General features: G+C 33.0%; 20 protein-coding genes and 2 tRNA genes. 13 read left to right on the forward strand and 9 right to left on the reverse strand.

The features are described 5' to 3' along the window. The 11 genes from uvrC to CLU82_RS09765 all read left to right on the forward strand — a co-directional run bounded on the left by uvrC (nt 1) and on the right by CLU82_RS09765 (nt 16040). Nucleotides 1-1797, forward strand: a complete 1797-nt coding sequence (gene uvrC, locus CLU82_RS09715; RefSeq protein WP_100842909.1) for an excinuclease ABC subunit UvrC — start codon at nt 1-3, stop codon at nt 1795-1797. A gap of 95 nt (nt 1798-1892) precedes the next feature. After that, nucleotides 1893-4049 carry a patatin-like phospholipase family protein gene (locus CLU82_RS09720; RefSeq protein WP_369829016.1) on the forward strand — a complete coding sequence of 719 codons (2157 nt, stop codon included), beginning with the start codon at nt 1893-1895 and terminating at the stop codon, nt 4047-4049. 228 nt (nt 4050-4277) lie between these two features. After that, on the forward strand, nt 4278-5435 hold the full coding sequence (locus CLU82_RS09725) for a homogentisate 1,2-dioxygenase (RefSeq protein WP_100842910.1): 1158 nt from the start codon (nt 4278-4280) through the stop codon (nt 5433-5435). 211 nt (nt 5436-5646) lie between these two features. Further along, on the forward strand, nt 5647-6807 hold the full coding sequence (gene hppD / locus CLU82_RS09730; protein WP_100842911.1) for a 4-hydroxyphenylpyruvate dioxygenase: 1161 nt from the start codon (nt 5647-5649) through the stop codon (nt 6805-6807). Nucleotides 6808-7088: 281 nt separating this feature from the next. Then, nucleotides 7089-7862 (forward strand): DUF3108 domain-containing protein, encoded by a 774-nt coding sequence (locus CLU82_RS09735; RefSeq protein ID WP_100842912.1) that lies wholly within the window; start codon nt 7089-7091, stop codon nt 7860-7862. Next, nucleotides 7859-8791 (forward strand): tryptophan 2,3-dioxygenase family protein, encoded by a 933-nt coding sequence (locus CLU82_RS09740; protein ID WP_100842913.1) that lies wholly within the window; start codon nt 7859-7861, stop codon nt 8789-8791. Before CLU82_RS09735 ends, CLU82_RS09740 begins: the two co-directional genes overlap by 4 nt. Nucleotides 8792-8808: 17 nt before the next feature. Then, complete coding sequence (locus CLU82_RS09745) at nt 8809-10026, forward strand: peptidoglycan DD-metalloendopeptidase family protein (protein ID WP_100842914.1); 1218 nt, start codon at nt 8809-8811, stop codon at nt 10024-10026. A gap of 138 nt (nt 10027-10164) precedes the next feature. Further along, nucleotides 10165-11808, forward strand: coding sequence for a glucose-6-phosphate isomerase (gene pgi, locus CLU82_RS09750; protein WP_100842915.1), 1644 nt, complete (start codon nt 10165-10167; stop codon nt 11806-11808). Between the two features lie 304 nt (nt 11809-12112). Continuing rightward, a complete protein-coding gene (locus CLU82_RS09755; RefSeq protein ID WP_100842916.1) occupies nt 12113-14938 on the forward strand; it encodes a TonB-dependent receptor domain-containing protein in 2826 nt (941 codons plus the stop codon). 103 nt (nt 14939-15041) lie between these two features. Further along, nucleotides 15042-15464: a hypothetical protein gene (locus CLU82_RS09760; RefSeq protein WP_100842917.1), complete on the forward strand. Its 423-nt coding sequence runs from the start codon at nt 15042-15044 to the stop codon at nt 15462-15464. 81 nt (nt 15465-15545) lie between these two features. Next, complete coding sequence (locus CLU82_RS09765) at nt 15546-16040, forward strand: septal ring lytic transglycosylase RlpA family protein (protein ID WP_100842918.1); 495 nt, start codon at nt 15546-15548, stop codon at nt 16038-16040. A 67-nt stretch (nt 16041-16107) separates the two neighbouring features. On the opposite strand, the gene CLU82_RS09770 is transcribed toward CLU82_RS09765, so the two are convergent. Further along, entirely contained in the window at nt 16108-16575 is a 468-nt protein-coding gene (locus tag CLU82_RS09770) for a CYTH domain-containing protein (protein WP_100842919.1), read from the reverse strand. A 184-nt stretch (nt 16576-16759) separates the two neighbouring features. Between CLU82_RS09770 and dinB the strand changes: the two genes are divergently transcribed. Continuing rightward, the gene (gene dinB / locus CLU82_RS09775) at nt 16760-17842 is read left to right on the forward strand and encodes a DNA polymerase IV (protein WP_100842920.1); all 1083 of its coding nucleotides are present in this window, start codon (nt 16760-16762) and stop codon (nt 17840-17842) included. A 25-nt stretch (nt 17843-17867) separates the two neighbouring features. Here the strand turns inward: dinB and CLU82_RS09780 are convergent, their stop codons facing one another. From CLU82_RS09780 to rseP, 8 genes are all read right to left on the reverse strand, one after another. Next, entirely contained in the window at nt 17868-18803 is a 936-nt protein-coding gene (locus CLU82_RS09780; protein ID WP_100842921.1) for a transglutaminase family protein, read from the reverse strand. 4 nt (nt 18804-18807) lie between these two features. Then, nucleotides 18808-19761 carry an alpha-E domain-containing protein gene (locus CLU82_RS09785; RefSeq protein ID WP_100842922.1) on the reverse strand — a complete coding sequence of 318 codons (954 nt, stop codon included), beginning with the start codon at nt 19759-19761 and terminating at the stop codon, nt 18808-18810. A 254-nt stretch (nt 19762-20015) separates the two neighbouring features. Beyond that, nucleotides 20016-20150, reverse strand: coding sequence for a hypothetical protein (locus CLU82_RS21085; protein ID WP_255409705.1), 135 nt, complete (start codon nt 20148-20150; stop codon nt 20016-20018). Nucleotides 20151-20160: 10 nt separating this feature from the next. Beyond that, on the reverse strand, nt 20161-20508 hold the full coding sequence (locus CLU82_RS09790; protein ID WP_100842923.1) for a hypothetical protein: 348 nt from the start codon (nt 20506-20508) through the stop codon (nt 20161-20163). 30 nt (nt 20509-20538) lie between these two features. Beyond that, nucleotides 20539-21975, reverse strand: coding sequence for a circularly permuted type 2 ATP-grasp protein (locus CLU82_RS09795; RefSeq protein WP_100842924.1), 1437 nt, complete (start codon nt 21973-21975; stop codon nt 20539-20541). A gap of 421 nt (nt 21976-22396) precedes the next feature. Next, nucleotides 22397-22470, reverse strand: a tRNA-Asn gene (locus CLU82_RS09800). A 39-nt stretch (nt 22471-22509) separates the two neighbouring features. Continuing rightward, nucleotides 22510-22583 (reverse strand) — tRNA-Asn (locus tag CLU82_RS09805). Between the two features lie 82 nt (nt 22584-22665). Next, on the reverse strand, nt 22666-24009 hold the full coding sequence (gene rseP, locus CLU82_RS09810; RefSeq protein WP_100842925.1) for an RIP metalloprotease RseP: 1344 nt from the start codon (nt 24007-24009) through the stop codon (nt 22666-22668). 200 nt (nt 24010-24209) lie between these two features. On the opposite strand from rseP, the gene CLU82_RS09815 reads away from it, so the two are divergent. Then, on the forward strand, nt 24210-25280 hold the full coding sequence (locus tag CLU82_RS09815) for an NADH:flavin oxidoreductase/NADH oxidase (RefSeq protein WP_100842926.1): 1071 nt from the start codon (nt 24210-24212) through the stop codon (nt 25278-25280). The last annotated feature ends 8 nt before the right edge of the window (nt 25281-25288 follow it).

Below are 25288 nucleotides of genomic sequence, written 5' to 3' on the forward strand. Positions count from 1 at the left end.
ATGACCAACCCTAATTTAGCCCTGCAAATACAAACCCTGCCCGATGGTCCTGGTGTATATCAATATTACGATAAGGAAGGGAAGATTTTGTATGTGGGTAAAGCCAAAAATCTCAAAAAAAGAGTTTCTTCTTATTTTAATAAAATCCATGATACGGCCAAAACCAATGTGCTGGTTAAGAAAATTGTAACCATCAAGCATATCGTTGTTCCTACCGAAACAGATGCTCTTTTATTAGAAAACAATCTTATAAAAACACTAATGCCAAGGTACAATGTCTTGTTGAAAGACGACAAAAGTTATCCTTGGATTTGCATCAAAAAAGAACCTTTTTCACGAATATTTTCTACCCGAAGAATGGTCAAAGATGGCTCTGAATATTTTGGCCCCTACACGAGTTTTAAGACCGTACATACCATTCTGGATTTAATAAAAGAGTTGTATCCGCTACGAACTTGTAACTATGATTTGAGCAAAAGCAATATTGATAGTGGGAAATTTAAAGTGTGTTTAGAGTTTCATATTGGGAATTGCAAAGGGCCATGTGAAGGGTATGAAACGTTGGAAGAGTATCAAAAACAGGTTAATGCTATCCGCGAAATTTTGAAAGGAAATTTCAAGGAGAGTATGAAAGATTTTAAACGTTTGATGATAAGCTTCGCGCAAGACATGAAGTTTGAGGAAGCGCAAAAAATCAAAGAAAAGATTGAGATATTAGAAAATTATCAATCACGTTCGACCATTGTAAATCCAAAGATTACCAATATTGATGTCTTCTCTATAGTATCGGATGAAAGTGCGGCTTTTGTCAATTTTCTACAAATTTCGCACGGATCAATTATTCGTTCCCATACAATGGAAATCAAGAAAAAGCTGGAAGAGTCTGATGAAGAATTATTAGAATTAGCCATAATAGAATTGCGGGAACGTTTCCAATTACTGTCCAAAGAAGTGATTGTTCCTTTTGAATTAGATTTGGGTGAAAAAATTAAAGTTACAGTTCCTCAATTAGGCGACAAAAAACAAATATTAGATTTGTCTATTCGTAACGCTAAATTTTATAGAATAGAGCAACTCAAACAATTGCAAATTGTAGATCCAGATCGCCATACCAATAGGATCATGGCGCAGATGAAAAGCGATTTGCGTTTGCCTGTAGAACCAAGACATATAGAATGTTTTGATAACTCCAACATTCAAGGGACTAATCCTGTTGCAGCTTGTGTTGTTTTTAAAGATGGAAAGGCAAGCAAAAAAGATTACAGACATTTTAATGTAAAAACCGTCGAAGGACCCGATGATTTTGCCTCGATGGAAGAAATAGTGTATCGCCGTTATAAAAGATTGCTGGATGAAAACGAACCGTTGCCAAATTTAATTATTATAGATGGTGGAAAGGGGCAGTTGTCATCGGCACTCAAAAGTATAGATGCTTTGGGATTGCGCGGAAAAATAGCCATTATAGGAATTGCCAAAAGGCTGGAAGAGTTATTTTACCCTGGAGATTCTATTCCGTTATATTTGGATAAAAAATCGGAAACCTTGAAAATTATTCAACAATTACGGAATGAGGCTCACCGTTTTGGGATTACATTTCACCGGGATAAGAGAAGTAAAGCAGCACTAAATTCTTCGATTGAAAGCATTCCAGGAATTGGCGAAAAAACGATGTTGACTTTAATTCAGCATTTTAAAAGTGTTAAAAGATTAAAATTAGCTACAGAAAAAGAAATTTCTGATGTTATCGGAGTATCAAAAGCCAAAAAAATTACCGACTTTTACAAAACACAAAATTGATATTTCCTCAAAAGACAGGAAAAATCAATAAACAAAGTAATTTGCCCTTTATGTATTATAGAATACTGTTTTTTATTCTTTTATTTTTCACTTGTTTGAATTCATTTTCTCAAGACACCACCCTCAAAAGACCTAAAATTGGTTTGGTGTTAAGTGGAGGTGGCGCCAAAGGATTTGCACATATAGGAGTTTTAAATGTATTGGAAGATGCCGGAATAAAAATAGACTACATTGGAGGAACCAGTATGGGAGCTGTTATAGGCGGACTTTATGCTATAGGATATAATGCCAAACAAATTGATTCTATTATTAATGTCACCAATTTTAGTAATGTTATTAATGATTTTATCCCTCGATCTTCCAAGAATTTTTATGAAAAGCGAAATGACGAGTTGTACGCTTTAGTACTTCCATTTAATAAATTCAGTATCGGTACGCCCGAGGCATTGTCTAAAGGAATGTATAATTTCAATTTATTGAGTCGTTTGACATTTCCTGTCCGACATGTTCGTGATTTTAATGAATTGCCTATTCCTTTTGTATGTATCGGAACCAATATTGCTTTGGGAGAACAAGTAGTTTTTGATAAAGGAGTCTTGGCTCAAGCCTTAACAGGTAGTTCTTCTTTGCCTTCTATATTTGCACCAGTAATCATTGATAATAATCTTATTATTGATGGTGGAGTGATTAATAATTACCCTATCAATGAAGTTCGAAAAATGGGAGCCGACATAATAATAGGAGTAGATGTTCAATCAGGATTATTGAACAAAGATGAATTAAGAAGCGCTTCAAAAGTTTTCTTTCAAATTACCAATCTGCAAATGATTGAGAGAATGAAAACAAATGCGAACCTAACCGAAGTCTATATAAAACCCGATGTAAAAAATTACGGTGTAGTATCCTTTGAAAAAGCATCAGAGATTATCAAAAAAGGGGAAGATGCTACTTTTGCAGTATACGAAAAAATAGATCTTTTGGTTGATAAGGAAAATCCTTATCACAAACCCAAATTAAAATTTCAATCCGATAGTTTGTCTATTGTTGATATTAAAATAAATGAACTCAAAAATTATTCTAGGGATTATATTATAGGTAAACTAAATTTCAAACCCAAGTCCAAAATAAGTTTCAAAGACTTGGAAACTGGGATAAACAACCTGAATGCCACTCAGAATTTTAGTAACGTAAGTTATTATTTTGACAAGAATGGCGCATACGATGATTTGATCCTTACTTTAACCGAAAGCCCAATAAAAACAAATCTAAAATTTGCTCTGCATTATGATGGTTTGTATAAAAGTGCTGTTTTAGCAAACATAACCAATAAGAAAACATTTTTCAAAAATGACTTTTTATCGGCCGATATAGCTTTAGGAGATAATATAAGGTATTATTTTGACTACTATATTGATAATGGATTCCAGTTGAGCTATGGTTTCAAATCACAACTGAATCAATTTAATAAAAACATACCTGTTAGTGTAATAACCTATAATAGTGATGCTTCAAATTCGGTAAATATTGATTATTTAGATATCTCAAATCAAATATATATTCAATCAGTATTTGCACAAAAATTCCTTATAGGTGTTGGAGCTGAATTTGAGTATCTTGATATTACCTCAGAGACACTTGAGGTAGATCCAATCATAACAAAGAGTACATACGGTAGTGTTTTTGGTTATATCAAATACGACTCCTATGATAATAAATACTTCCCTAAAAAAGGATGGTATTTTTCTGGGAACCCGCAATTTTATATGTTTTCTTCAGAGAGTGATAGAAATTTTGCTCCTTTTTCTGTTGTTAAAAGTGAAGCAGGCATAGCCAAAACAATTTTTAAAAATGTAACAGTAAAGTTTCAAGCCGAGGCAGGAATGACAATAGGTGACAAAAATACACCCTATTTTAATTTTATTTTGGGAGGATACGGATTTAATAATTCAAATAATATCAAATACTTTTATGGGTATGATTTTTTAAGTATTGCGGGTAATAGCTATTTGGAATCGACCCTTACAGTCGACTTTGAGCTTTTTAAAAAGAATCATCTTAATCTTTCTGCAAATTATGCCAATCTAGGCGATAATCTTTACAGCACGTTAGATTGGATTTCCTTACCCAAATATTCAGGATATGCATTGGGTTACGGATTGGAAACCATTATAGGGCCAGTTGAAGTAAAATATTCCTGGTCGCCAGAAATTTCCAATTCTTATCTTTGGTTTTCTGTTGGATTTATATTTTAATTTGGATTTATTGTTAAATAAAATTACGATATTTGTAATTATGAAAACAAATTGGACAGGTTTATTAGAGTATCTTCAATTCTTAATCAAAAGAAATCCGGAGTGATTTCGGCCATTGTCAAAGAATTGAATACTTAATTGTGTATATCAAAGTTTTGCTTTTAAAAAGTAATCCCATTTGACGCTACGGTTTTTAACGAATTGTATTATTATCTAATTTAAATTGTTATGCCAATATATCATAAACTAGGAAATATTCCTCCTAAAAGACACACCCAGTTTGAAAAACCAAATGGAGGTTTGTATTATGAACAACTCTTTGGGACAGAGGGTTTTCATGGAAATTCTTCGCTTTCGTATCATATTCACAGACCAACTCAGGTCAAAGAAATTATAAAATCATATTCGGTTGAACCTAAAATAGCGATTGGAAAAAACATCAAATCATTATTATTAAAAGGTTTCGAATTAAAACCCGAAGATGATTTCTTAGATAGCCGTAAGCCGATGTTGGTCAATAGAGACTGCACCATCGGATTAGCGGCTCCCAGAAAATCATTGACTTCTTATTTCTATAAAAATGCCGATGCCGATGAAATGATTTTCATTCACAAAGGCAAAGGAAAACTCCGCACGATGCTTGGGAATATTCCCTTCGAATATGGGGATTACTTAATCATACCCCGCGGAATTATTTACCAAATAGAATTTGACACCGAAGATAATCGCTTATTTTATGTAGAGTCATTTGCACCTTTTTATACCCCAAAAAGATACAAAAATGCATCAGGACAACACTTGGAACATTCTCCATTTTGCGAACGCGATTTTATTTTGCCAAACGAATTAGAATCTCATGACGAAAAAGGAGATTTTTTAATCAAAATAAAAAAAGAAGGAATGATTCATGAAGTGGTTTATGCTTCACATCCTTTTGACGTTGTTGGCTGGGACGGCTACAATTTTCCTTATGGATTTTCGATTCATAATTTCGAACCTATAACTGGGCGTGTACATCAACCACCACCAGTACACCAAACTTTCGAAACGGCAACTTTTGTCGTTTGTTCATTCTGCCCAAGACTTTACGATTATCATCCAAAAGCAATTCCAGCACCTTACAATCATAGCAATATAGATAGTGACGAAGTGTTGTATTATGTAGATGGCGATTTTATGAGCCGTAACAATATCGAACAGGGTCATATTACATTGCACCCAAAAGGAATCCCTCACGGACCCGCACCAGGTGCAATGGAACGAAGCATCGGACATAAAGAAACTCAGGAATTGGCTGTAATGGTCGACACCTTCCATCCACTTATGGTAACCGAAGAAGCAATGGGATTAGACGATGGTCAGTATTATAAATCCTGGACAGAATAGTCATTGCGAGGTACGGGTGCCATCTCACTAAGAATATCACATTAGCATATCAAATAATTTATGGAGCTATTTCCTGCTATTCGTTGCAATCTTTTTTATTGCAGAAAAAGCAATAAAAAAGGATTTCCACTGCTATCAGGGCTAGGGCTTTAGAGTAATAAATAACATTTTCGGAATCACAGAAAAAATCCGAATCAAAAAAATAAACATCATGTCAAAAGAAATAAAATCAGTAGAATACGGTTTAGAAAAAATCTTCGAAGGAGCACAAGATTTCCTTCCATTATTAGGAACCGATTATGTAGAATTCTACGTAGGCAACGCAAAACAATCGGCACATTATTATAAGACAGCTTTTGGTTATCAATCATTGGCGTATGCGGGATTAGAAACAGGAGTAAAAGACAAAGCATCATATGTTTTAAAACAAGACAAAATTCGAATTGTTTTGACTACTCCTTTAACACAAGATTCTCCTATTCACGACCATTTAAAAAAACATGGAGACGGAGTAAAAGTCGCTGCACTTTGGGTAGAAGATGCAAGAAGTGCTTATGAAGAAACTATGAAACGTGGGGCTCGTTCCTTTATGGAGCCTACTGTAGAGCAAGATGAGTTTGGAGAAGTAGTACGCTCAGGTATTTACACGTATGGAGAAACAGTTCACATTTTTGTAGAACGAAAAAATTATAAAGGAGTTTTCCTGCCAGGTTACAAAGAATGGAAATCCGATTATAATCCAGAACCAACTGGTCTAAAATATATTGATCATATGGTTGGGAATGTAGGTTGGAACGAAATGAATACTTGGGTAAAATTCTACGAAGATGTAATGGGATTTGTAAATTTCTTATCGTTTGATGACAAACAAATTAACACCGAATATTCGGCATTAATGAGTAAAGTAATGTCAAACGGAAATGGAAGAATCAAATTTCCTATCAACGAACCCGCCGAAGGAAAGAAAAAATCACAAATCGAGGAGTACTTAGATTTCTACGGAGGTCCTGGAATTCAGCACATCGCCATCGCTACAGATGATATTATAAAAACAGTTTCGGAGTTAAAAGCACGAGGAGTAGAGTTTTTATCAGCTCCTCCTCATGCTTATTATGAAGCAATTCCAGAAAGATTGGGAGTACACATGGATATGATGAAGGAAGATTTGAATGAAATAGAAAAACTGGCCATTATGGTAGATGCCGATGAAGATGGTTATTTGTTGCAGATTTTCACTAAACCAGTTCAGGATCGTCCGACGTTATTTTTTGAAATAATTCAAAGAATGGGAGCCAAAGGATTTGGTGCAGGGAACTTTAAAGCACTTTTTGAGTCAATTGAGCGTGAACAAGAATTGCGAGGTACTCTATAAAAATGAATTTTTTTTGCATTATCAAAAAAAATAATAGTTAAAGAACCCTTAAAGTTGCAAATGTTGTGTTAAACTCAAGTTTTTACTAAAAATAATTCGATTTATGCAATAACTTTGCACCTGTAAACAACGAAGGGGTGGTTTCCTTCTAAGTTTCATATAAATTTTCATAATTTATAGTTTTTTGGTTAGTTAATAGCATAAAAACTCAGTCATTAATTTGACTGAGTTTTTTTGTTTTAATACATTTGAGATTATTTTTTTATAATTAATCGAATCCGATGAAAAAAATTATAATTTTCTTGATAGTGATCATCACTTTGGGTTTCGATACACAAAATAAGGAAGCCTTTGCAGGAGGCGAATTCCTAAAGTTCAGGTTGCATTATGGTCTGATAAATGCAGGTTATGCAACCATCGAAGTTAAAGATGAAATCCTAAACAATCAAGCTGTTTATCATGTTATTGGTAAAGGCTGGTCTACAGGTATGACCAAATTCTTTTTTGGAGTTGAAGATGATTACGAAAGTTATATAGATAAGGTAACTAGAAATCCCTATCGGTTTGTTCGAAAAATTAATGAAGGAGGATATACCAAAAATCAGGAAGGATTCTTTAATCAACGAACGAATAGAATCTTGGTAAAAGATTATAAGCATAAAACTGAAAAAGCTTTTGATTTCCCCAATAATGCCCAAGATATTCTTTCTTCATTTTATTATCTGCGAAATTATCCTAATATCAATAAAATAAAAGCAGGTGAATCTGTCGTTATTGATATGTTTTTTGACGATGAGATTACAAAATTTAAGTTAAAATTCATAGGAAGAGAAGATATTAAAACTAAATTTGGAGTCGTTTCTACAATGATTTTTAAGCCTTTGGTGCAATCTGGCCGTATATTTAAGGAACAGGAAAGTTTAACAATATGGATTTCAGACGACTACAATAAGATACCCATTAGGATAAAAGCAACGCTTTTGGTAGGATCAGTCAAAGCGGATTTGGAAGAATACAAAGGATTGAATAATCCGTTTAAATTAAAAGCAAAATGACTATAAATGATACCACTGCATCAATTTTAGATGAAATTGATCAAAAATTCCAACAGATTAATCAAAAAACTGAAACACATCTTGAAGGATTACTTTGGTCAAAACCAATAACATACTGGGATTATATACAAACTGATGCGTTGTTGAATTTGCAAATTCAAAGAACAACATTACCAGATGAAATGGTTTTTATCATGTATCATCAAGTTAATGAATTGCTTTTTAAAATGATACTTTGGGAGATGCATCAAATTTCCTATTCAGAGAAATTGACTACTGATTTTTTTACAGAAAGGTTAATGAGAATTAGTCGTTACTTTGATATGCTTACCACTTCGTTTGATATTATGGGTGATGGAATGGAAGTTGAGCAATACATGAAGTTTAGAAATACACTTACTCCTGCAAGTGGTTTTCAAAGTGCACAATATAGAATGATAGAGATTGCTTCGACGGATTTAATCAATCTTATTGATTACCGTTTTCGAGCAACTATTGATAGAAATACACCTTATGAGCATGCCTTAGATCATATGTATTGGCAAGCAGCAGGAAAGGATCATCAAACAGGTGAGAAATCATATTTGCTGCTTGAGTTTGAACGTAAATATAAAGCAATATTTATTGCACAAATGAAAGAATATAACACGATAAACCTTTGGCAAAAATTCAAACAATTACCAGATTCTGATCGTGAAAATCCAGAATTAATTAAGGCAATGCGTCATTATGATCATACCGTAAATATTACTTGGGTTATGGGACATTTGAATGCTGCCAGAAAGTATATTGACAACGGCAAAGGAGATGGTGAGGCTACTGGTGGAAGTGATTGGAAAAAATACATGCATCCCAGATATCAAAGAAGGATTTTTTTTCCAGAGCTTTGGAGTGAGGAAGAGTTGGCTAATTGGGGTGTAGAAAAATAAAGATAAAAAGAGAGAACTTGAAGAAGATAATTGTAATTGTAGCAGTGCTTTTTTCCTTAATTTCTTGTAATAAAGATAAGGAAGTTGTAGAAAATCAAGTGATTCCAAAATCTAAAAAGAGTGATTTTGGATTTAAATATTCTGATTTTAATGTTGTACTGGATTCTGTGAAATCTGGAGATACTTTTGGAAGCATTTTGCAAAATCAAAATATTGGAGACAAAAAAGTTTACGATATCGTATCACAAGTGAAAGACACTTTTGATGTTCGTACAATTAGAATAAACAAACATTATATATTACTTCGTTCCAAGAATAAAACCAATTCCTTAAATGTTTTCATCTACCAACCCGATGCATTGCATTATTATGTAATTGATTTAAGAGATTCAATCGCAAAGGCTTCTAAAAAAACAAAACCTTTAACTTTAAAACGCAGAACCATTGGTGGTGTGTTAAAAGGGTCCTTGTCCGAAACATTAGACGCCGCAAATGTGGAAGGAGCATTAGCTAGTAAAATTTCTAAAATCTTTGCTTGGTCTATCGATTTCTTTAAGGTTAAAAAGGGAGATCGTTTTGGTTTAACTTTTACCGAACGTTATATCAATGACTCTATTTATGACGGAGTAGACAGTTTGCAAGCAGCTTTTTTTGAATATAAAGGCAAAATTATTTATGCTTTTCCATTCGAACAAAATCAAGGATCAGGCAATTTTGATTATTATGATGAAGATGGAAAAACATTGAAAAATTTCTTCCTTAAAACGCCAATCAAATTTAGTCGTATTACATCTCATTTTAGTTCCAATCGTTTTCATCCTGTGCAGCAAATTTGGAAAGCACATAAAGGAACTGATTATGCGGCGCCTTATGGAACACCAATTTCAACTACAGCAGCAGGGACTGTAGAACAAACTGGTTATACTGCTGGTAATGGTAACTTTGTAAAAGTAAAACACAATAAAGTGTATTCTACTCAATACTTACACATGTCTCGAATATTAGTAAGGAGAGGACAACATGTGAATCAAGGCCAAACTATAGGATTGGTTGGAAGTACAGGATTGGCAACGGGGCCACACGTATGTTATCGTTTTTGGAAAAATGGAGTTCAAGTCGATGCTTTACGACTTAAATTACCTAATGGAGAACCTATGAATCCAAAAAATAAAGAGCGATTTTTAAAGAAAATAGAACCTTTAAAATTCGAGTTGGATAGTGTGTCTAATTTATAAAAATAATCTTTTTGAACTTATTTAGACCGAGTTAATTTATTTCTATATTTTGATATTATATTGTTATATAATTGCCTGATTTTAGTCCATTCAAACTTAATTCAGTAAATTTGCGCAACATAAAAAAACAAGAATAAAATGGCTTTAAATACAATAAACCCAACCGATACTTCTGCTTGGAAAAAATTACAGGCACACTATACTGAAATACAAAAGGCTTCAATGACAGCAATGTTTCAGGCCGACTCATCCAGAACAGAAAAGTTTCATTTGAAGTGGAATGATTTCCTGATAGATTATTCTAAAAATAGAATTAGTCAGGAAACAATCGATTTGTTACTTGAATTGGCAAACGAAACTGGTTTGAAAAGTGCTATTGCTGATTATTTTGGAGGAGCAATTATCAACCAAACAGAGAATAGAGCGGTTTTGCATACAGCTTTGAGAGCTAAAGAATCGGCTGTAATCAATGTAGATGGTGTAAATGTAATGCCAGAAGTATATGAAGTAAAAAATAAAGTAAAAGCGTTCACAAACGAAGTTACTTCGGGTCAAAGAACCGGATATACTGGAAAAGCATTTACAGACATAGTAAATATAGGTATTGGTGGATCTGATTTAGGACCAGTAATGGCTGTTGAAGCTTTACAATATTATAAAAATCATTTAAACGTACATTTTGCATCTAATGTTGATGGTGATCACGTAAATGAAATTATCAAAAAGTTAAATCCTGAAACTACTTTATTCGTAATTGTTTCTAAAACATTTACAACTCAAGAAACTTTAACGAATTCCGAAACAATTAAAGCTTGGTTTTTAAAATCGGCTAAGCAAGAAGATGTTGCTAAGCATTTTGTAGCTGTTTCTACTAATATTCAAAAAGTAACTGAGTTTGGAATTAATCCAGAAAACGTATTCCCAATGTGGGACTGGGTTGGAGGGCGTTTTTCTTTATGGAGTGCTGTAGGTCTTTCAATAAGTTTAGCAGTTGGTTTTGATAATTTTAATGATTTGTTGGCTGGCGCTAATGAAATGGATGAACATTTTAAAACAGCTGATTTTGACAAAAACATACCTGTAACATTAGCATTGTTAAGCGTTTGGTATAACAACTTCTTTGGTGCCGAAAGTGAAGCTTTAATTCCTTACACACAATATTTACAAAAATTAGCTCCTTATTTACAACAAGGGACAATGGAAAGTAATGGTAAAAGTGTAGGGCGTGATGGAAAACCAGTAAATTATGAAACGGGGACTATTATTTGGGGCGAACCAGGAACAAATGCTCAACATGCCTTTTTTCAATTAATTCATCAAGGGACAAAATTGATTCCAACTGATTTTATTGGATTTGTAAAACCTTTATATGGAGATGAAGATCATCATGATAAATTAATGTCAAACTTTTTTGCTCAAACAGAAGCTTTGATGAATGGTAAATCTCAGGAACAAGTTCAAGCAGAATTTGATAAACAAGGATTAAGTGCTGAAAAAGCAAGTGCTCTTTTGCCTTTTAAAGTGTTTTCAGGAAATAAACCTACTAACACAATTTTGATTCAAAAACTGACACCAAAATCATTAGGATCTTTAATTGCTATGTATGAGCATAAGATTTTTGTGCAAGGTTTTATTTGGAACATCTTCAGTTTTGATCAATGGGGAGTTGAACTTGGAAAACAATTGGCCAATTCAATACTTGATGAAATCAATACAAAGCAAGTTAAAAATCACGATAGTTCTACTAAATTTTTATTGAATCATTTTTTAGATAATAAATAAATTTCGTTTAGAATTTCACAATAATGAAAAACTCTGATTTTGATAATCAGAGTTTTTTTTTGGATTAAATTAAGATTGTTTTTGATTGTATTGAGTGATAAACTATGATTTGAGTATAAAAAAGGAATATTAAATTCTTTTTTTTTTAGATTAAAAATGCATAAATCGTTAAAACATTAACGATAAAATTATAATATGCTCTTTATGTATCTTGGAGTTGTTAAAAGCACAATTAATTAAATATTTCTTAACATTAATTAGTTTAAATGTTATAATTTTGCCAAAAATATTTAAACTAACAAGAATGAAAACAATGAAAAATTGGTTACTCTCTGGATTACTGTTTTTGATAGCTTCAACTGTATTTTCTCAAGGAAAAATCACGGGAACTATCACAGATGGACAAAGCCCGTTACCTGGTGCAAATGTTGCTATTAAAGGTGCATCAGCAAGTGCTTCGACAGGTTTTGATGGTAAATTTACTATTGATTCGAATGTAAACTCTGGGCAATTAATTATTTCTTACATTGGTTTTGCAAACCAAACAATTGATTTTTCTACTTCAGGCAATGGAACTACAAATTTAGGGAATATTGTTTTGATTAGTAATTCTAATGAATTGAACGAAATTGTAGTTAAATCTTCTGTTGTGGATATTGCAAAAGATAGAAAAACGCCAGTTGCAGTTTCAACAATTAAAGCATCTGAAATTCAACAAAAATTAGGAACTCAAGAGTTTCCTGAGATTTTAAAGAATACCCCTTCAGTATATGCTGTAAAAGGAGGTGGTGGATTTGGAGATTCAAGAATTTCTATTCGTGGATTTAGCCAAAATAACATTGCAGTTATGATTAATGGTGTTCCAGTTAATGACATGGAAACTAGTGCTGTTTATTGGAGTAACTGGGCAGGTCTTTCAGACGTAACTTCTGCGATGCAAGTACAAAGAGGTTTAGGTTCTTCAAAATTAGCAATAGCATCTGTTGGAGGTACAATAAATGTAGTGACTAAATCTTCAGATCGCAAAGAAGGTGGTTCTATTGGGTCTTCTTTCGGAAATGCAAATTATTTAAAAACACAAGCATCTTATTCTACTGGTAAATTAGATAATGGACTTTCAGCTTCTATTTTATACAGTCATACTCAAGGAGATGGTTATGTAGACGGAACTGATTTTGAAGGAGACAATTACTTTATTGCTTTGGGTTATGCTACGAAAAACAATAAACATGATATTCAATTTACTTTTACAGGTGCTCCACAATGGCACAATCAAAGAAATTCAAGTATTACAATTGCTCAGTATCAAAAATATGGAACTGATGAAGATCCAAATACTCGTTACAACTCAGATTGGGGTTATTTGAATGGAGAAAAATTTAATATGACTAGAAACTATTACCACAAGCCTGTTGGTTCTATTAACTGGGATTATAACATCAATGAAACTTCTAAATTATCTACTGTTGTTTATGGCTCTTGGGGCCGTGGTGGTGGTTCAAGAGGTACAGGAGGCGTTAGAGGATTAACATATACTGCTGATGCTTTTAGAACTGCTAATGGTTTGGTAGATTTTGATAAAATTCAAGCATACAACTCAGGACAAACAGTTAATATTTCTGGTGTTGATAGAACAAGAACAACAATACCAGATGTTGATGGTAAATATCAAAATAGTGCAGATATAGGTAGAAAAGGTGCAGGTACTACAGCTTCTCCTTATGTTTACAATAGTACTTCAGGGATTTCACAAATTTCATCAATTAACTCTCATGACTGGTATGGTGGTGTAATTAATTTTGATAAAAAATTCACTCAAAATTTAACTTGGGATATTGGTCTTGATGCAAGAACATATACTGGAATTCATTATCAAAACTTAAATAATTTATTAGGTGCAGATGAGTATTTTGACAATTATGACGTTAATAATCCAAATAGAATTTTAACAAATACCTATACATTGAGTCCTTCTGGAAATCCATTTGTAAATGCAAAAAAAGGAGATAAAATAAATTTCAACAATGATGGAAAGGTAAATTGGTATGGTTTATTTACTCAGTTAGAATATTCTAAGGATAACTTGACTGCTTTTATACAAGGAGCAATTTCTCAACAAGGTTTCAAAAGAGTTGACTATTTCAAATATAAAACTACAGATCCGCTTTCTTCTACAGATTATGAAAATATTCTTGGAGGTAATGTAAAAGGAGGAGTAAACTATAACATTAATGAGCAACATAATGTTTTTGCTAATGCTGGTTATTATTCAAAACAACCTTTCTTTAATGCGGTTTATCCTGGTCAAGCGTCTATAGTGAATCCTTATTTGGTAAACGAAAAAATCATGAGTGTTGAGGGAGGATATGGTTTCCGTTCTAAAATTTTTACAGCCAATGTGAATGTTTACTATACAACTTGGGACGATAGAAATTTAAGAATAAACGATTCTAATACTACAGGTAATCCTGGTGGATATTTTGATTTTACAGGAATCAATGAAACACACATGGGTGTTGAATTTGAAGGAAACTCAAAAGTTACGGATAAGTTTAAAGTAAATGGAATGTTTTCTTTTGGAAACTGGGAATATAGCGGAAATGCTAATTCAACATTATACAATAATAGTAACGCAGAATTAAGCAAAAGTTTTTTATATTTAGATAAAGTAAAAGTTGGAGATGCTGCTCAAATGACAGCTTCTTTAGGTGCTTCTTATGAAGTGTTAAAAAGAGTTACTTTGGATGCTAATTATAATTATAATAATAATTTATATGCAGCAATTTCTCCAGATAAATTCACAAAAGAAGATAATAAAGGTTCTTTAGAATTACCTTCTTATGGATTAGTAGATGCGGGTTTCTCATATAAAATGCTTGTAGGAGATAAAAAAGATAAATCAGTTAATTTTAGAATAAACGTGAATAACGTTTTTGATAAAGTTTATATTGCTGAGTCTAGATCTAATTTTTTTGCAGATGACAATTTACCTGTTGCATCAGGAGAACTAGCAGGTTCAAAAGGAACTTATGCTTCTAACGGACAGATTTACGATGGAATAGCTACTGTTAACCAAGTTTTCTTCGGATTTGGAAGAACTTGGAACTTTACTTTGAATTATGATTTCTAATATTTAGAATCTAAATAAATATTAATAACGGCGTTGACTTTTAGTTAAATGCCGTTTTTTTATGCCCTTTTTTGTTATATTTGTTTAAATTAAAAAACTTTTTATGTACACTATTTTACAAAAAGCACACTCTGGTTGGGCTTATATTGCACTCTTAGTTCTAGTTATTTCGGTTATAAATGCTATATTGGGAATGTCTTCCAAAAAAGAATTTACAGCTAAAGACCGAAAAATTGCTTTATTTGGATTAATTGGAACACATGTTCAATTGCTTTTTGGTTTAATTTTGTATTTTGTGTCTCCACTAGGATTAGCTTCTTTCGGACAAATGTCAGATAAAGCATTGCGTTTAACTTCATTAGAGCACCCATTAATTAATGTAATTGCAATTACTTTGATTACTATCGGTTGGTCAAAACATAAAAGAGCAACAACAAGTGAATCAAAATTTAAAGGCTTTGCCATATTTTACGGTTTAGGATTAGTACTTATTTTAAGTAGAATCCCTTGGTCATTGTGGTTATAACCCATTTTTAAAAGTCCTGAAAAGGACTTTTTTTTACCCATAATTTTTTTGCGCATCAAAGTTTCACCTAATAAACTCTAAATGAAAAAAATAATCACACTTTTATGTTTACTAGCCAATATCGGGATAGTAAGTAGTCAAAGTTCTATTATTAACAGCAAAAAATTTTCCATAAATAAAGACACTGTAAAGAAATCTACTAAAGTTGTAGAAAAAGTTGTTGAACCAGTTGCTATCGCCCCAGATACTGTAATTGTTGAAACTGGAAAATTTGTATTTTTTAAAAAAGATGCCCATGCTTCTTATTACCATGATAAATTTAATGGTAAAAAAACGGCTAGCGGAAAGCGATTTGATAACAAAAAGTTAACCGCAGCACATCGAAAATTTCCTTTTGGAACCAAACTCCGAATTACTAATGAAGCCAATGGTAAATCTGTAATAGTAGAGGTGATTGATAGAGGTCCTTTTGCAAGAGGAAGAGAAATCGATTTAAGTAAAAAAGCTTTTATGGACATTACTTCTAATAAAAATAGTGGAGCAGTAATTGTGAAAATCGAAGAATTACAAAAATAATTATTTTTAGTGCAGAGCTTGGTTAAAAGTAATTAGCTCACTCTGCACTAATTATTTTTAACTCAAATCACCAATTTTTATAAGGATTGTTATTTAGATAAGAATTGTAATATCTTTTATCGTTCGTTACTTCTTCACCAAGCCAAATCGGTTTTTCAAAGAATTCTGTTTCAGATTGTAATTCAATTTCAGCCATAGTCAGGCCTTCATTTTCACCATAAAATTCATCAATTTCTACAATGTGATTCCCCGATTTTACTTCAAATCGGATTTTGTCAATCACACCAGCTTCACATAAAAGCAATAGTTTTTCGGCCTCATCAACTGAGATTTCTTTTTCCCATTCAAAACGAGATAAACCAGAATTATTCGAAATTCCTTTTATAGTCAAAAATCCTTTGTCTCCTTTTATTCGTACTCGAACTGTTCTTTCAGGAACGGAACTTAAATAGCCTTGTTTTATTCTATTTTGAGCAAAAGCTTCGGCTTTGAATGCATCTGAAGTCACCAAAAATTTTCGTTCTATTTCAATCATTTTCCATTATTATTTTTATTAATCTAAGGAGCTTTATCCAGCTGTCCACTATATCTTTTTCTTTTTAAAGAAAAAAGAAAAAGGATGTCGTTTCCATCTGGGCTAGTAAGTCCATCAAAGATATTCATTTATTTTTTAACACTTTTGTCATCTCATTTCTTTAAAACGTTTCTAAATTTGTGACATGCTCGAACCAATTCCAAATAGAAAGATAATACACATCGACATGGATGCATTCTATGCTTCGGTAGAGCAAATGGACAATCCCGAATTGCGAGGGAAGCCTGTTGCAGTAGGTGGTGCAGAGAATCGAGGGGTGGTTTCGGCAGCAAGTTACGAGGCTAGAAAATTTGGAGTTCGCAGTGCTATAAGTGGTGTTTTGGCTAAAAAAAATTGTCCGGAACTTATCTTTGTAAAACCGCGCTTTGATCGGTACAAAGAAATCTCAAAAAAAATACACAAAATTTTTCGTGATTATACGGATTTGGTTGAGCCATTATCGCTGGACGAAGCCTATTTGGATGTAACCAAAAATAAAAAAGGAAATCCCAGCGCCACTTTATTGGCTGAAGAAATTAGATTACGAATATTTAATGAAGTAGGTTTAACAGCTTCAGCTGGAATTTCGGTTAATAAATTTGTTGCCAAAATTGCGAGTGATTATAATAAACCTAATGGTCAAAAAACGGTTAATCCAGATGAAGTAATTGCTTTCTTAGAACAATTACCGATTCAAAAATTTTATGGAGTAGGGAAAGTTACTGCTGAAAAAATGTTTCAACTTGGAATTTTTACAGGTTTGGATCTTAAAAGCAGACCAATAGAATTTCTCGAAAAACATTTTGGTAAATCCGGAAGTTTCTATTATAATGTAGTGAGAGGTGTACACAACAGTGAAGTAAAATCTAATCGAATAGCTAAATCGGTAGCTGCTGAATATACTTTTGATAGTAATCTATCTTCCGAAATATTCATGTTGGAAAAGCTTGAAAAAATTGCAGCTGAATTGGAACGACGTTTGAAAAAACATCAAATTTCAGGAAAAACAATCACTCTTAAAATTAAATATAGTGATTTTACTCAACAAACACGAAGTAAAACTATACCCTATTTCATTGCAGATAAATCATTGATTTTGGAAACTGTCAGGGAGTTATTGTATCAAGAAAGAATGAAAGATTCAGTACGATTGTTGGGGATTTCATTAAGCAATTTAAATACCGAAATGAAGAAAACAATAGTGGTGCAACTCAAATTTGATTTCTAATTTAGTGGCGAGTTTTCTTTTGCTTTTACTGTTGTTGCTCAATATAACTTATTTGCTCTTTTATTTCCTGTGGTATTTCTTCAAGAAGAACATCATTTATTTCTTCATAATGTCTACCATCTTCATAGCCTATGGAAACACATACGGATAGTGTTTGTCTCGCCAGTCCTTTGAAAGTTCCTTTAATCGGAGTGCAATCATGAAAATTTCTGCCTACAGCAAGTTTTACGTGATTGTCCATTGTCCATATATTATTGGTTGGATCTAGTCCAAGCCAGCCTTGTGTTGGAGTGTAAATTTCGACCCATGCATGAGTAGCACCTTCACCTCTTAGACCACTTTCGTTAGGACAGATATAGCCACTTACATATCTTGAAGGGATACCGATAGTTCTTAAAAGCTGAAGCAAGACATGTGCGAAATCCTGGCAAACTCCTTTTTTTAGATCTAAAATTTCGTCAATTGTAGTTTCTATATTAGTAATTCCTTTAGTGTAGGTAAAGTTGTTAAATATATATTGATTGCATAATTGGGCAATGGTTATGATCGACATGTTTTCTATGGCTATCGTTTCCAAAATGTTATGAATCTCTTGTTGCTTTATAATTGTTTCTGGGTAGCTAAGTCTTAGTAAGGTTATGTCTTTGCTTTTTTCTTCTTCAATATCTTTTACGGAGGTGTCGTCAATTGCGGGAATTTTGCGAGGATGGTTTACTCGAACTGTCATTCGAGATTCAATAATCATTTCTTGATGTGCTTCTAAATTGTTGAAATTAGCAAAACGATTACCATAATAGTCACGAAAATATTCTACTTCGGGATCATTAGTAATAAAAAGTTGATAGTCAAGAACTTCTTGATTGTCAAAATTATGTGGAAATAAACGAATTTCGTTTATGCTTTCTTTTATAGGCCAGCTGTATTGGTATTTTGTGATGTGTACGATTTTGAATATTGCCATATAGCTAGGTGTAAGAAAAAAATAATTTAGAAAAATCGATAGAAAATTGAGTTAACTGTTTTTTTGTTGTTTCTAAAACATCTTCTAATTGTTCGTTTGTTAGGTGTTGGTAATCTGTGTAGACTACATAACTTTTTAATCTCCCAAATTGATTGTATAGCGTCTTGGCTTCACTTATTTCGCTGTCTTTTACAAGGCAATCCAAATATTTATTGATTAAGTCTAAAGTAAAAATTACTGAATGTGCAAAATCATAGTTAAAAACAACATGTTCAACGACTTTTCTATTATGTTTAATGTTGCTATAGCTTTTAAGGTATAATTCATAACCTGATAAGGAAAGCAAGAGTCTTTTCCAGTACATTGTGTCTTCATTTCCGTCCAAATTGTAATTAATCGGGATGAAATAGGCTTGTGTCATGGATATGGTCTGTAAACATCGTTCGATTAGTTTTCCAATACTCGAAAAACTCCAGCCTAGTCCTCTTGGCATGGTAACATGGAAGATTCCATTATAAAGTAGTAGTTCTTTATTGAGTTTGTTTACAACTTTTAAGGCATCAGAAGTTTCCAGTTTTTGAGGAAGATCGTCGGAATTCATATAATGATAGAGCGAATTGATGTGTTCCCAAAGTTCTTTGGTAATTTTATCTTGAGATCCTCTGGCATTTTCACGTGCTTTTATGACTAAATTTTTGACTGAATTGTGATTTAAACTATCACAAATTATATACTTCAAAACAAAGTTGGTGTCATATTGAACTTCATTTATTTGTTCATGAGTCAAATCAGTATAGTAATTTAATAAAGGCTTGTAACCTTGGCAATCATCAGTTTCTTTGTCAAATGATAGAATGTAGCTTGTGTTAAGAGTAAGTAACATGCCATCTGTTCTTTCCATATATCTATTGAGCCAGAACATTCCGTCTGCAACTCGACTTAGCATGTTTGCTTTCATTAGAATCGATTTTTAAAATTGAGATATGTAGAATTTGTTTTTTGAAAATCGCATGAGTGTATTTTCTTCTGATTTGCTATTTTTAAATCAGAAGAAATTAAAGTATATACCAATTCTTTATTTGTAACCTGAGTCCAATTGAATTGGGGATAATAGCAAAAAATCCAAATCTTTGTCTTTAGCGTAGAGCAGGAACTATGTTTCTAGAAATGCCAAATGTTTCTGCTCCTAAAAATAATTGAACTCAGATTGTTTTAGCATTTGTATATAATTGGCTCCACTATAGTTTCGATGATCGATTCGATAATGGGAGCCTGAGCTTCAAAACGAATTGATTTTTCTTTGTTTGTCGAAGTGTTTGAAACGATTCTTGTCATAGTTGTTTTCATTTGAATTGATTTAAAAATTAATAAAATAGAATTTGATTTTTTTTACAAGTTGCATGATTTTGTTTTCTACTATAATGAGTTTTGGTGCTTCTAAATTGGGACCTTTTGCTGCTTTAATAGATTTTATTTTGCTTTTTTTTTTATTTGTTGGTTTGATTTCTATAATAGATCCATCGAAAGGGTCTGCCATGGGATCAAAAACTATGGTTTGTGATGTTGTAGGATTTGGTACTTCCTCTTTTATAATTTCTTCTTGGGTTATAGTTTTTGCGTCGTTTAAATGTTCTAAAACCATTTCGGGTAAAAAGGCAAACTTTGTACTATTGTTTTTTTCTGTGTTTATTTTATTCTTTTCCATTTTGATTCATTTTAAATATTTAAAATGAAATTACTTTATGATCCAAGTGTCTTTACTTCCTCCTCCTTGAGAAGAGTTTACGACCAATGAACCTTCGGTTAGTGCGACTCGAGTTAGTCCTCCAGGCACAATTTCTACTCCATTGGGTCCGCATAAAGCATAAGGTCTTAGATCAACATGGCGTAATTTCAATTGGCCATCGATTAAACAAGGGACTGTGCTGAGTTGAATTATAGGTTGTGCTATAAAATTTCTAGGGTTTGCGAGAATGGCTATTTTGCCATTCTCAAGTTCTTCTTGGGAAGCTTTATTTCCCATTATCATTCCGTATCCGCCGCTTCCATTGGTTTCTTTGATCACCATGTTTTCCATATTGGCAAATACTAATTCTCTTTCCTCTTTGTTTTCCATTTGGTATGTTGGAACATTTTTAAGTATGGGTTCTTCGTTGAGATAATATTTGATCATGTCAGGAACGTAGGCATAGACCGCTTTGTCATCGGCAACACCATTGCCAACTGCATTTACTAGAGCTACATTGCCGTGACGATAGGCGCTAATAAGACCAGGTACGCCCAGAGAGCTGTCCGGTTTAAAAACTAATGGATCAAGATAATCGTCGTCTAAACGGCGATAAATAACATCTACTTGCTGTAACCCGGAAGTAGTTTTCATGAACACTTTGTTATTGTTGACGACTAAATCCCTTCCTTCTACAAGTGGAATTCCCATTTGTCGGGCTAAAAAAGTATGTTCATAGTATGCCGAATTATAAACGCCAGGCGTAAGTAGAACCACGTTTGGCTTAGATACATTTCGCGGAGAAAGCGAAACCAATATGTTGTGAAATATATTTGGATAATTTCCAACCGTATTTACTTTATTGGTGGCAAGCATGTCGGGAAAAATACGTTTTGTAATTTCTCGGTTCTCCAGCATATAGCTCACACCACTTGGGCATCTTAGATTGTCTTCAAGGACATAGAATTCTCCTTTTGCTCCACGTATTAAATCAATCCCAGCAATATGCACATGAATGCTATGTGGTACTTTTATTCCTTGAACTTCTTGTATATAATGTGGACATGACGCTATTAATGAGGCGGGGATTATGCCGTCTTTTATAATGTGTTGTCCATTGTACACATCTTCCAAAAATAAATTAAGAGCTTTTAATCGTTGTTTGATTCCGGTTTCTACTTCACTCCATTCGGCTTTGGTTATTATTCGGGGAATGATGTCAAACGGAAAAATTCTTTCTATTCCTTGATTATTATCGCTATAAACAGTAAATGTTATGCCTTGGTTCATAAACAAATCTGATGCCTGCAATTGTTTGTCGTTTAGGCTTTCTGGATTCAGGTTTTGTAATGTATGAAGAACATGTGCGTAGGAATCTCTTACTCCTTCGTTAGAGAACATTTCATCCCAACCTTTTGGGTCTAATATTGGCATCAGTTTCATCATATTCCTCTAATATTAAATAATTAATAGTATCGTGTAATATGGCCTTTTTGGCGTGTGTTCGACACTAAATTATTAAATTATTATCACCGAAATCGACGTTGTTGTGATTATTTTTTAATTTATATGATTTTCTTTTTTAGCTAATCTTTTTTTATCAATTCTAATTTTTTTGTTTAGATTTTTTTTTGATTTCGTATTCGTTGGCTTTCAGTATTGATAACATTCTGGATGTCAATATAGAATGTTTTGTTTTGTGGATGTTTTATTCTGAGTTGATGAAATTGAGTTTTGTCTAAACAAAAGACCATCAGCAATGATGGTCTTTTGTTTCCTGTGTTAGGTTGTATATACTTAGGTATACGTTCTCTTGTTTGAGTTTTGAGCAAAAAAAAAAGACCATCATTTCTGATAGTCTTTTTTGCTCCCCCTCTTGGGCTCGAACCAAGGACCCTCTGATTAACAGTCAGATGCTCTAACCAACTGAGCTAAGGAGGAATCACCTTAAAGGTATGTATGTTTGCTAAAAAAAGTTTGCTCCCCCTCTTGGGCTCGAACCAAGGACCCTCTGATTAACAGTCAGATGCTCTAACCAACTGAGCTAAGGAGGAAGTTGTTGCTCTTTTTAGCGAGTGCAAATATAGGATTAAATTTAAATGTAGCAAACAAAAAAAGCAAAAATAACAATCTTTTTTATTTGCCTACAATCGCTTTATAAATATCATTTCCATTAGCAAAAAGTAACAGGCTGATAAGCAATACAAAACCAACCATTTGTGCGTTCTCTAAGAATTTGTCACTTGGTTTTTTTCCGCTCACAATTTCAAACAATAAAAACATTACGTGACCACCGTCAAGTGCTGGAATAGGCAATAAGTTCATTACGCCAAGCATTATTGATAAAATGGCTGTGATGCTCCAAAAAACTTCCCAGCTCCAAGAACTTGGAAAAATATTATAGATAGCTGCAAAACCACCCACTTGTTTGTAAGCTTTGGTCTCAGGATTGAAAATCATTTTTAATTGTTTTCCGTATCCTACCAATTGATCTTTCCCTTTTTGGATCCCGAAAGGAATAGATTCCATGAAACCGTATTTTTGATGTGTAATTTTATAATAGCCTAATTTTTCTAAAGAATCAAGGCCTAAACCACCAAGCTGAACTCCTAATTTGCCTTCATTATTTACTTTAACATTTATAGCCACTTGTTTTTGATCTCTCAAAATCATAGCTGAAACCGTTTTGTTCTTGTTGTTTTGTAAAATTACTTTGGCTTGGTCAAGATATTTTGTTGGCTGACCATTTAGTGATATAAGAATATCTTTTGCTTTTAAATCTTTGTTGGAAGAATCATCTGAGATCTTTCCTATAACAAATGGAATTCGAATAGTGGCTAATGGTTCTTTTTCAACTTTAGACAATTGATCAACAAAATCATGGGGCATTTTTATAGTCTGTTCAACACCATTTCTGTCAATCACAACTTCTTTGGCTAAAATTACTTTACCACTAATTTCTTTGTCAAAACGAATGATTTTTTCTCCATCAACAGCTACTATTTTGTCACCAGATTTGAATCCGGCATTTATCATGGCTTGGTTTTCTATCAAAAGACCATCTTTCATATCAGCGTTTGCAATATAAGAATCACCATAAACAAAGGCCATACCTATATATATAATGAAAGCAAGTATAAAGTTTACCGTTACACCACCCAACATAATAATTAAACGTTGCCAAGCTGGTTTAGAACGAAATTCCCAAGGTTGTGCAGGCAAAGCCATTTGTTCCTTGTCCATACTTTCGTCAATCATTCCAGATATTTTTACGTATCCACCAAGTGGCAACCATCCAATACCGTAAACAGTTTCACCAATTTGTTTTTTAAACAGTGAATATTTTACGTCAAAAAACAAATAAAATTTCTCGACTCTGGTTTTGAATAATTTAGCAGGAATGAAATGTCCTAATTCGTGAAGTATAATAAGTAATGATAAGCTCAATAAAAATTGAGAAAGCTTGATAACTATTTCCATTTTTTAATTTTCGGTTCTTTAATGACGGACAAAAGTACTATTTTCTATTTTATTAATTACGCAATATTAACGCGTATCGTTTTAAAACTTTGTTAATTAATACGATTTTCATTTTTAATTTGCAGTTTGTACAATAACTTTACTACCTATAAATCATGTTTTATTACTCTTTTACTTAAAACATTAATTTCGTTGTATTTATGTCTTCACAATTATTTTCTCCACTACAAATAAAAAGTATTACGTTTAAAAACAGAATTGCAATTTCTCCAATGTGTCAATATTCCGCTGAAGAAGGTTTTGCTAATAATTGGCATTTAGTACATCTTGGTAGTCGAGCTACAGGAGGTGCAGGTCTAATCATTCAGGAAGCGACAGCTGTTTCCCCAGAAGCCAGAATTTCTCCAGCCGATTTGGGTCTGTGGAGTGATGATCACATCAAAAAGCTGAAAAAAATTACCAAGTTTATCATCAGTCAAGGTTCAGTTGCAGGTATACAACTAGCACATGCTGGCCGAAAAGCTAGTGTTTCAGCACCTTGGTATGGCAACAAAAAATTAGCTCAAAATCACGGAGGTTGGGAAACAGTAGCTCCAAGCGCTATCGGATATCATGAAAACGAGCTAATCCCTACAGCATTAGATAAAGAAGGAATTCAAAAAGTGATAGACGATTTTAAATTAGCTACCCGCAGAGCAGTTCTTGCAGGATATCAAGTATTAGAAATTCATGGTGCGCATGGTTATTTATTGCACCAATTTTTGTCGCCTCTAACGAATTTAAGGAACGATGAATATGGAGGAAGTTTTGAAAACAGGATCCGATTTACACTTGAAGTTTTAAAAGCAGTACAATCGGAATGGCCAAAAGATTTCCCGTTATTAGTGAGAATTTCTGCTACTGATTGGGCAGAAGGTGGATGGAATGTTGAAGAATCAATTGAATTGTCAAAAATTTTAAAAGAAAAAGGAGTTGACTTAATAGATGTTTCTTCGGGTGGATTGGTATCACATCAACAAATTCCTTTAGGACCTAATTACCAAGTTCCTTTTGCAGAACAAATAAAAAAAGAAACCAATATATTGACAGGAGCTGTTGGCTTGATTACCACTTCTCAACAAGCCGAAGATATTGTAGCGAGTGGTAAAGCTGATATAGTTTTATTTGCTAGAGAATCGCTTAGAAATTCGAATTTAGGTTTTGATTTCGCACACGAATTGGGAGTTGATGTAGAATGGCCGAGACAATATGAACGAGCCAAAATAAAATAAAAATAACA

The organism is Flavobacterium sp. 5, assembly GCF_002813295.1.
Classification (GTDB): Bacteria; Bacteroidota; Bacteroidia; order Flavobacteriales; family Flavobacteriaceae; genus Flavobacterium.

Excerpts from the sequence above, each read along its gene's own strand:
- uvrC (WP_100842909.1), top strand. The coding sequence starts at position 1 with ATGACCAACCCTAATTTAGCCCTGCAAATACAAACCCTGCCCGATGGT.
- CLU82_RS09725 (WP_100842910.1), top strand. The coding sequence starts at position 4,278 with ATGCCAATATATCATAAACTAGGAAATATTCCTCCTAAAAGACACACC.
- hppD (WP_100842911.1), top strand. The coding sequence starts at position 5,647 with ATGTCAAAAGAAATAAAATCAGTAGAATACGGTTTAGAAAAAATCTTC.
- CLU82_RS09735 (WP_100842912.1), top strand. The coding sequence starts at position 7,089 with ATGAAAAAAATTATAATTTTCTTGATAGTGATCATCACTTTGGGTTTC.
- CLU82_RS09740 (WP_100842913.1), top strand. The coding sequence starts at position 7,859 with ATGACTATAAATGATACCACTGCATCAATTTTAGATGAAATTGATCAA.
- pgi (WP_100842915.1), top strand. The coding sequence starts at position 10,165 with ATGGCTTTAAATACAATAAACCCAACCGATACTTCTGCTTGGAAAAAA.
- CLU82_RS09755 (WP_100842916.1), top strand. The coding sequence starts at position 12,113 with ATGAAAACAATGAAAAATTGGTTACTCTCTGGATTACTGTTTTTGATA.
- CLU82_RS09760 (WP_100842917.1), top strand. The coding sequence starts at position 15,042 with ATGTACACTATTTTACAAAAAGCACACTCTGGTTGGGCTTATATTGCA.
- CLU82_RS09765 (WP_100842918.1), top strand. The coding sequence starts at position 15,546 with ATGAAAAAAATAATCACACTTTTATGTTTACTAGCCAATATCGGGATA.
- CLU82_RS09770 (WP_100842919.1), bottom strand. The coding sequence starts at position 16,575 with ATGATTGAAATAGAACGAAAATTTTTGGTGACTTCAGATGCATTCAAA.
- dinB (WP_100842920.1), top strand. The coding sequence starts at position 16,760 with ATGCTCGAACCAATTCCAAATAGAAAGATAATACACATCGACATGGAT.
- CLU82_RS09780 (WP_100842921.1), bottom strand. The coding sequence starts at position 18,803 with ATGGCAATATTCAAAATCGTACACATCACAAAATACCAATACAGCTGG.
- CLU82_RS09785 (WP_100842922.1), bottom strand. The coding sequence starts at position 19,761 with ATGAAAGCAAACATGCTAAGTCGAGTTGCAGACGGAATGTTCTGGCTC.
- CLU82_RS21085 (WP_255409705.1), bottom strand. The coding sequence starts at position 20,150 with ATGAAAACAACTATGACAAGAATCGTTTCAAACACTTCGACAAACAAA.
- CLU82_RS09790 (WP_100842923.1), bottom strand. The coding sequence starts at position 20,508 with ATGGAAAAGAATAAAATAAACACAGAAAAAAACAATAGTACAAAGTTT.
- CLU82_RS09795 (WP_100842924.1), bottom strand. The coding sequence starts at position 21,975 with ATGATGAAACTGATGCCAATATTAGACCCAAAAGGTTGGGATGAAATG.
- rseP (WP_100842925.1), bottom strand. The coding sequence starts at position 24,009 with ATGGAAATAGTTATCAAGCTTTCTCAATTTTTATTGAGCTTATCATTA.
- CLU82_RS09815 (WP_100842926.1), top strand. The coding sequence starts at position 24,210 with ATGTCTTCACAATTATTTTCTCCACTACAAATAAAAAGTATTACGTTT.